This window comes from Nitrosomonas europaea, from assembly GCF_900167395.1.
In the GTDB taxonomy this organism is placed as follows: domain Bacteria; phylum Pseudomonadota; class Gammaproteobacteria; order Burkholderiales; family Nitrosomonadaceae; genus Nitrosomonas; species Nitrosomonas europaea.
This window is the reverse complement of the sequence record NZ_FUWK01000063.1, coordinates 1-7,510: the sequence shown is the minus strand read 5'-3', so window position 1 is coordinate 7,510 and position 7,510 is coordinate 1. Positions and strand designations below refer to the sequence as shown.

Genomic DNA, 7,510 nt, shown 5'->3' with positions numbered 1-7,510 from the left:
CTGGGCTTTTATGTTTTCCGGATCGGGCAGCCAGCTGGATTGTTCGTCACAGGTGTAATGACGTGCAACCCCGCCGGCAAGCGAGATGGCTGCCGTCCACAGCGGGTAATCCGGCGAGGGAACCAGTATTTCATCACCATTTTCCAGCAGCGCCTGCGTGGCCAGCATGATCAGTTCCGATACGCCATTCCCGATATAAATGTCATCCATCTGCACGTTGGCGATATTTTTTTCCTGCGTGTAGTGCATGATGGCTTTGCGGGCAGCAAACAACCCTTTGGAATCGCAATAACCGGATGCAGCAGAAAGATTGCGGATGACATCCTGCAGAATCTCGTCCGGCGCCTCGAACCCGAAGGAAGCAGGATTGCCGATGTTGAGCTTGATAACACGCTGGCCTTCATCCTCCATTTGTCTGGCGCGATCGAGAACCGGGCCGCGTATGTCGTAGCAGACATTATCGAGTTTGCTGGATTTCTTGATGGGTTGCATGGGGGTCACGAGATGTTCGATACGAAAAAAGCATACCATGTTACGCTAGTCTTCGTTCGGGTGAAAATGGCCGGCCAAACTGCCCGGATTACCCGGTTTTGATCAAAACTGACTATTTTGTGATGAGGAGTTTCCATGAAGCTGCATCTTTCGGATTCTTCCGGTCTGAATGTGTTTTCCGGCTATGGAGAGGGTTATGTTGCCGTCAATCAGGTGCGGTACACAGATAATATGATCGTGTTGCCGAACCGGATCATCGAGCACTGGCAGGCAAGCAGTATCAGCCAATTGGGTATGGAACATTTTGATGCGTTGCTGGCCATGCAGCCGGAGATCATTTTGCTCGGGACGGGGACATCATTGCAGTTTCCCGATGCTTCGCTGATGAGAATGATACTTTCTCGTGATATCGGGTTCGAGGTGATGGATACACAGGCTACTTGCAGAACCTACAATATCCTGTCATCGGAAGGCAGACGTGTGGCGGCTGCGATACTGGTTCGATCCACAGACGGGTAGCGACCCGGGGTCTGTGTATTTCTTTGACAATAAATAAAACAGGGAAGAGATGCGGGTGATGTGGTGTCGACCCTGTTCTTCAATGGAGGAGAGTAAGCTATGACGGATCATCCTGACTATATTCTATGGTTGAATCAGGTGGGCATGAATGATATCGCAAGCGTGGGCGGTAAAAATGCCTCACTGGGAGAGATGATCGGAAATCTTGCCCGAGCCGGTGTGAAAGTACCGGGTGGATTTGCCACGACGACGCGTGCTTATCGGGAATTTCTCGAAATCGATGGTCTGGGTGATCGTATCAGTCAGAAATTATCGGGTCTGGATGTGGGTGATGTGACAGCACTGGCTGATACGGGTAAATCGATCCGTTCCTGGCTGCTTGCTGCCCCGTTGCCGGATAATTTGCTGAAAGCAGTGGCTGGAGCTTATCAAAAGCTGGTTTCCGATATGGGAGAAGAGGTGTCTTTCGCCGTGCGCTCATCAGCAACGGCCGAGGATCTGGCAGATGCATCCTTCGCTGGTCAGCAGGAGACATTGCTGAACGTGCATGGACTCGAAAACCTGATCTCTGCCATCAGAGAAGTATTTGCCTCTCTTTATAACGATCGGGCCATTGCTTACCGGGTTCATCACGGATTTCACCATGATCAGGTATTTTTGTCTGCAGGCGTACAAAAGATGGTACGCAGCGACCGGGGAGCCAGTGGTGTAATGTTTACGCTCGATACCGAATCCGGTTTTCGGGAAGTGGTGTTCGTTACTTCCACCTATGGTCTGGGTGAAACTGTCGTACAGGGAATAGTCAATCCGGATGAATTCATCGTTTATAAACCTAATCTTGAAGCGAGGTTGCCTGCGATCCTATCACGCCGGTCGGGAACCAAGGCTATCGAGATGATTTACAGCGATGGGCAGACGGGGCAGGCGACCGAAATCCGGCCGGTACCACCCGATCGGAGTCAGCGTTTCAGCCTGTCGGACGAACAGATTGAATCACTGGCGCGGCAGGCGGTGATCATCGAACGGCACTATAACCGCCCGATGGATATCGAGTGGGCGCTCGATGGAATCGATGGGCAGATTTATATTGTCCAGGCGCGCCCTGAAACAGTGAAAAGCCGTGCTGAACAATCGATCGAGCAGTTTCGCCTGGATGAACGCGGGCAGGTGCTGGTACAAGGACGTGCCATCGGCCAGAAGATCGGACAGGGCAGAGCACGGGTCATTCTTAATGCCGGGCAGATGTCGGAAGTTCAGCCGGGTGACGTTCTGGTAACGGATATGACGGACCCCGACTGGGAACCGATCATGAAACGTGCTGCAGCGATCGTGACCAATCGCGGTGGGCGTACCTGTCATGCGGCGATCATTGCACGGGAGCTGGGCATTCCTGCGGTGGTCGGGTGTGAGCAGGCAACCGCGAAAATCAGTAATGGCCATGCGGTGACCGTCTCCTGCGCCGAAGGGGATACCGGTTTCGTTTATGAAGGGTTGCTTCCTTTCCAGCGTATGAGTTCAGAGATCGGCACACTGTCCGAGTTGCCGGTCAGGATGATGCTGAATATTGGAAATCCGGCACAGGCATTTGCGTTTTCGCGTTTGCCCAATCAAGGGGTAGGGCTGGCGCGTCTGGAATTCATCATCAATAACGCTATCGGTATTCACCCCAGGGCACTGCTGGAATTCGATACGTTGCCCGACGATCTGCAGGCATCGATCCGGAAGCGAATGGCTGGTTACCCCGATCCGGTGTCTTTTTATGTTGAGAAACTGGTGGAGGGGATTGCTACGCTGGCGGCGGCTTTTCATCCGCACCCCGTGATCGTGCGTTTGTCCGATTTCAAATCCAATGAATATGCCAATCTGATTGCCGGAGATCGTTTCGAGCCCCATGAAGAAAACCCGATGATCGGGTTTCGAGGTGCCTCGCGTTATCTTGCCGATTCTTTCCGTGCCTGCTTTGAACTGGAATGCCGGGCTTTGCGCAAGGTACGTGATGATATGGGGTTTGCCAATGTCGAAGTGATGGTTCCCTTTTGTCGCACGCTGGAAGAAGCACAGCAAATTACAGAATTGCTGGCAGCTAACGGGTTGAAGCGCGGAAGCAACGGGCTGCGCCTGATCATGATGTGTGAGATTCCTTCCAATGCTGTACTGGCTGAGGAATTCCTTGAATACTTCGACGGGTTTTCGATCGGATCGAATGATATGACTCAACTGACGCTCGGGCTGGATCGTGATTCGGGGCTGGTTGCTCATTTGTTCGATGAACGTAATCCGGCCGTCAAGCGACTGTTGAAAATGGCGATCGACGCCTGCCACCGGCAAGGGAAATACATCGGTATCTGTGGCCAGGCACCTTCCGATTATCCGGATTTTGCCCGATGGCTGGTTGAACAGAGAATCAGCAGCCTGTCACTCAACCAGGATACGGTAGTGGATACCTGGTTGTACCTTGCTGGTGAGAAGCAGTAATGTTGCAACGGAGCGTTTTTTTCTTGTCCGATCGTACGGGTATCACTGCTGAAACCCTTGGTCACAGTCTGCTGACCCAATTCGATGGAATAGAGTGGAAGAAGCATTATGCTTCTTTTCTGGATAGTGCCGCCAAGGCACAGGCGGTCATTGAACAGATCAATACCATTGCAGAGCAGGAAGGGCAGCCTGCACTGGTATTCAGTACATTACTCGACCCGGTCATGCTTGCTTCCATCCGGCGGGCAGATTGCGTTCTTTTCGACTTTTTCGAGACTTGTCTGGGCACGCTGGAAGCGGTGTTGCAACAACCCCCTGCACGTATACCCGGACGCTCTCACGTTCTCAGACAGGATGCCTCCTATTTTCGCCGCATCGCCGCGATTCAGTATGCGCTCAACAGTGACGACGGCGCCAATGCCAAAATACTTGCGGATGCCGATGTGATAGTGGTGGGCGTCTCACGCACGGGTAAAACCCCGGTGTGTGTCTATCTGGCTTTGCAGTACGGGGTGCTTGCCGCCAATTATCCGTTTACACCGGAAGACATGGGCGCGATACAGCTTCCGCCATTATTGCAGCCTCTCCGTAAAAAACTGTTTGGATTGACCCTGAACACCTCACGGCTCCAATCCATACGCGAGGAACGTTATCCTGGCAGTCATTATGCTTCGTTTGCAGAATGCCAGCGCGAACTGCAGTGGCAGAACGAACTATACAGACAGTTCGACATTCCTTCTATCAACACAACCGATGTGTCCATAGAGGAAATCAGTGCATCGATTGTCAACAGAGCTCATTTGGAACGGCGCCAGCATGGAACCTGATATGAAGCCCGATTCTGACTGCTGACGACCGTACCCGGTTTTAGATCCTGACGGCCTTCCAGTATCTGGATTTCCAGTAAGTATTATCCAGTTGGGATATGGTCACGCCTTTACGGGTCGAGACATGAAGGAATTGTCTGCTGTCGAGATAAATTCCCACGTGCTGTGAATATCTGCCTGTTTTGAAAAATACCAGATCGCCCGGCATCAGTTTGTTCTGGTTGATTTCACTGCCAAGGTTTGCCTGCGAAAGTGCAGTTCTGGGTAATGAGAGGCCGAACTCTGCTTCATAGATAATTTTGACAAATGCTGAACAATCTATTCCTGAATGATCCGACCCACCCAGTCGATAGCGAACACCACGCCACTCCTCATATTGGCTGTACAGACGATCTCGCACGAAGTACGAATACGGATTGTTTTCCGTTGTTTTATCGGGAGTAACAAACGCGGGTTTATGCCAATGACGTGAAACTTTTTCCTGATTTGAATCTTTCGGGACAGAACTGCATCCCACCACCATGCCAGTGCCGAGCAACAGAATGACAATGTGTTTTAAGGACATATTTTCAATTCGTGTTGTTAAAACAGGAGTCGAGTATAACAAGAAAATAATCAGGCTGTGGGAGAAGTAAAGCCATTTTCAGGAGATATATAAAAATATCACTAATATGCTGATGTGCTTTATTCTGCTGCTGATCATCCATTTGTAATTGATTTTTTTGTCATTTTTTCCAGGTATTACGCAGGGATACAGTACGGTTGAATATCGGTTTCCCCGGTCCGGTATCTGCCAGATCTGCCACGAAATAGCCGTGGCGCTCGAACTGGAATCGCTGTTCCGGCTGTGCTTCGCATAACGAAGGTTCAACATACCCGGTAATGACTTCTTTGGAATTCGGATTCAGCGAAATTTTGAAATCCTTGCCTTCTGTATCGGGGTGTGAGTCGATGAACAGGCGGTCATACAACCTGATTTCAACAGCCTTGGCATACGTGGCCGACAACCAGTGAATATTGCCGCGCACCTTGCGGGTTTCAGCTCCGGCAGTGCCACTTTTGGTGTCCGGATCATAAACACAGTGGATTTCCAGGATTTTCCCCTGATCATCCTTGACGACATGGGTGCACTTTATGATAAACGCATAGCGTAGCCGTACTTCTGCCCCAGGAGCCAGGCGGAAAAAGCCTTTGTTCGGTATCTCCATGAAATCTTCACGATCGATATAAAGTTGTTTCGTCAGGCGCAGCTCGCGTGTGCCAAGCTCGGGTTTCTGAGGATGATTGGGTGCGTAGCAGGTTTCTTCATGGCCATCCGGGAAATTATCGATGATCAGCGATACCGGATCGAGCACGGCAATGCGGCGCAGGGCGCGCTCATTGAGATCTTCACGCAGGCAATCTTCCAGGATAGTCATATCGATCCAGGAATCCGCCTTGCTGATGCCAATGCGTTCCGCGAACAGGCGGATCGATTCCGGTGTATAACCACGGCGACGCAAACCAGCCAGTGTATTCATACGTGGATCGTTCCAGCCATCTACCAGTTTGTTTTCTACCAGATCGATCAGCTTGCGTTTGCTCATCACGCTGTAGGTCAGGTTCAGCCGTGCAAATTCTATTTGCTGCGGATGGCAGGGAATTTTTTCTGCCAGCTGATCCAGTACCCAGTCGTACAGCGGTCGATGATCTTCGAACTCCAGCGTACAGAGTGAGTGGGTAATACGTTCCAGCGCATCGGAAATGCAATGGGTGTAATCGTACATCGGGTAGATGCACCATTTGTCACCTGTGCGCTGGTGGTGGATATGGCGGATACGATAAATGACCGGGTCGCGCAGATTGATATTGGGTGAAGCCATATCGATTCTGGCACGTAACACATGCACTCCGTCCGGGAATTCTCCTGCGCGCATACGGCGGAACAAATCGAGATTTTCTTCTGCAGAGCGGTCACGATAAGGACTGTTGGTACCTGCCTCAGTCAGGGTTCCGCGCAATCTGCGGATTTCATCAGCCGACAGGCTGTCCACGTATGCTTTACCCTGTGTGATCAGATATTCTGCAAATTCGTATAACTGATCAAAGTAATCAGAAGCGTAATAGAGATGTTCCTTCCAGTCGAAACCCAGCCAGCGGACTGATTCGATAATGGCATCGACATATTCCTGGGCTTCTTTTTCAGGGTTTGTATCATCGAATCGCAGATGGCAGACGCCGCCATATTCAAGGGCAAGTCCAAAATTCAGGCAAATGCTCTTTGCATGACCGATATGCAGATAACCGTTCGGTTCGGGCGGAAAACGTGTTTCCACCCGTCCATTCCATTTACCGGTACGGTTGTCTTCCTCGATGATGTTGCGGATGAAATGAGCTGGGGATGAAGGTGTATTCACAAATATTTTTCAGTTGATTTCAATGAGATGATGATCGATGCGATAGAACGGCTGGCTGTACATGAAGCGGGAACGTGCACTTGGGCGGAGGGCCCTGTTACATACGCCACAGACCTTCCACCAGATGGTTTTTCGTTGGCCCGTTAGAATGGGTTGGTCAAAGTGACTATATAATACACGTTGATCGGGCAGGCGGCAGCGACTCAAAGATAGCCTGCTGCCCAATACAATAACAAAAAATTTTATACCAATAAAAATTACGAGAAACGTGGAATAGACATGACCCAGGAAGAGATATCCGGTATTTCCCAGGATGAAAACAACCTCATTGCAGAACGTCGTTCGAAACTGACTGCATTGCGCCAGACCGGCAATGCGTTCCCGAACGATTATCGCCGGGATAACCTGGCTCGTATCCTGCACGAAAAATATGACAGCTGCTCCAGAGAGGAGCTGGAAAGCAGCCAGGTAACGGTAAAAGTTGCCGGACGCATGTTGTTCAAGCGCGTAATGGGGAAGGCGAGTTTTGCAACGATTCAGGATATGAGCGGGCGGATACAGCTCTATATCTCTAATGATCATACTGGTGAAACCGCTCATGAAGCATTCAGACATTATGATCTGGGTGACATTCTCGGGGCGGAAGGGGTTTTGTTCAAAACCAGGACGGATGAATTGTCGTTACGAGTGACACAGCTTCATCTTCTGACCAAATCTTTGCGGCCCTTACCGGAAAAATTCCACGGGCTGGCCGATCAGGAACAGAAATACCGGCGCCGGTATCTCGATCTGATCACGAAT

7 protein-coding genes are annotated in these 7,510 nt (G+C 50.7%); 4 read left to right on the top strand and 3 right to left on the bottom strand.

Going from position 1 to position 7,510, the window contains the following annotated elements:
- A partial coding sequence (locus B5D58_RS13070) for an aminotransferase class I/II-fold pyridoxal phosphate-dependent enzyme (protein WP_143779597.1) occupies window positions 1-492 on the bottom strand: 492 nt, incomplete at its 3' end.
- 135 nt (window positions 493-627) lie between these two features.
- Between B5D58_RS13070 and B5D58_RS13065 the strand changes: the two genes are divergently transcribed.
- From B5D58_RS13065 to B5D58_RS13055, 3 genes are all read left to right on the top strand, one after another.
- Window positions 628-1,011, top strand: a complete 384-nt coding sequence (locus B5D58_RS13065; protein WP_011112840.1) for an Mth938-like domain-containing protein — start codon at window positions 628-630, stop codon at window positions 1,009-1,011.
- Between the two features lie 99 nt (window positions 1,012-1,110).
- A complete protein-coding gene (ppsA, locus tag B5D58_RS13060; RefSeq protein ID WP_011112839.1) occupies window positions 1,111-3,486 on the top strand; it encodes a phosphoenolpyruvate synthase in 2,376 nt (791 codons plus the stop codon).
- The gene (locus tag B5D58_RS13055; protein ID WP_011112838.1) at window positions 3,486-4,313 is read left to right on the top strand and encodes a pyruvate, water dikinase regulatory protein; all 828 of its coding nucleotides are present in this window, start codon (window positions 3,486-3,488) and stop codon (window positions 4,311-4,313) included. The genes ppsA and B5D58_RS13055 overlap by 1 nt, the downstream gene beginning before the upstream one ends.
- A 40-nt stretch (window positions 4,314-4,353) precedes the next feature.
- On the opposite strand, the gene B5D58_RS13050 is transcribed toward B5D58_RS13055, so the two are convergent.
- Window positions 4,354-4,878, bottom strand: coding sequence for an NlpC/P60 family protein (locus tag B5D58_RS13050; RefSeq protein ID WP_011112837.1), 525 nt, complete (start codon window positions 4,876-4,878; stop codon window positions 4,354-4,356).
- A 160-nt stretch (window positions 4,879-5,038) separates the two neighbouring features.
- Window positions 5,039-6,709, bottom strand: a complete 1,671-nt coding sequence (locus tag B5D58_RS13045; RefSeq protein ID WP_011112836.1) for a glutamine--tRNA ligase/YqeY domain fusion protein — start codon at window positions 6,707-6,709, stop codon at window positions 5,039-5,041.
- Between the two features lie 279 nt (window positions 6,710-6,988).
- Here B5D58_RS13045 and B5D58_RS13040 point away from each other — a divergent pair.
- A partial coding sequence (locus B5D58_RS13040) for an OB-fold nucleic acid binding domain-containing protein (RefSeq protein ID WP_234989089.1) occupies window positions 6,989-7,510 on the top strand: 522 nt, incomplete at its 3' end.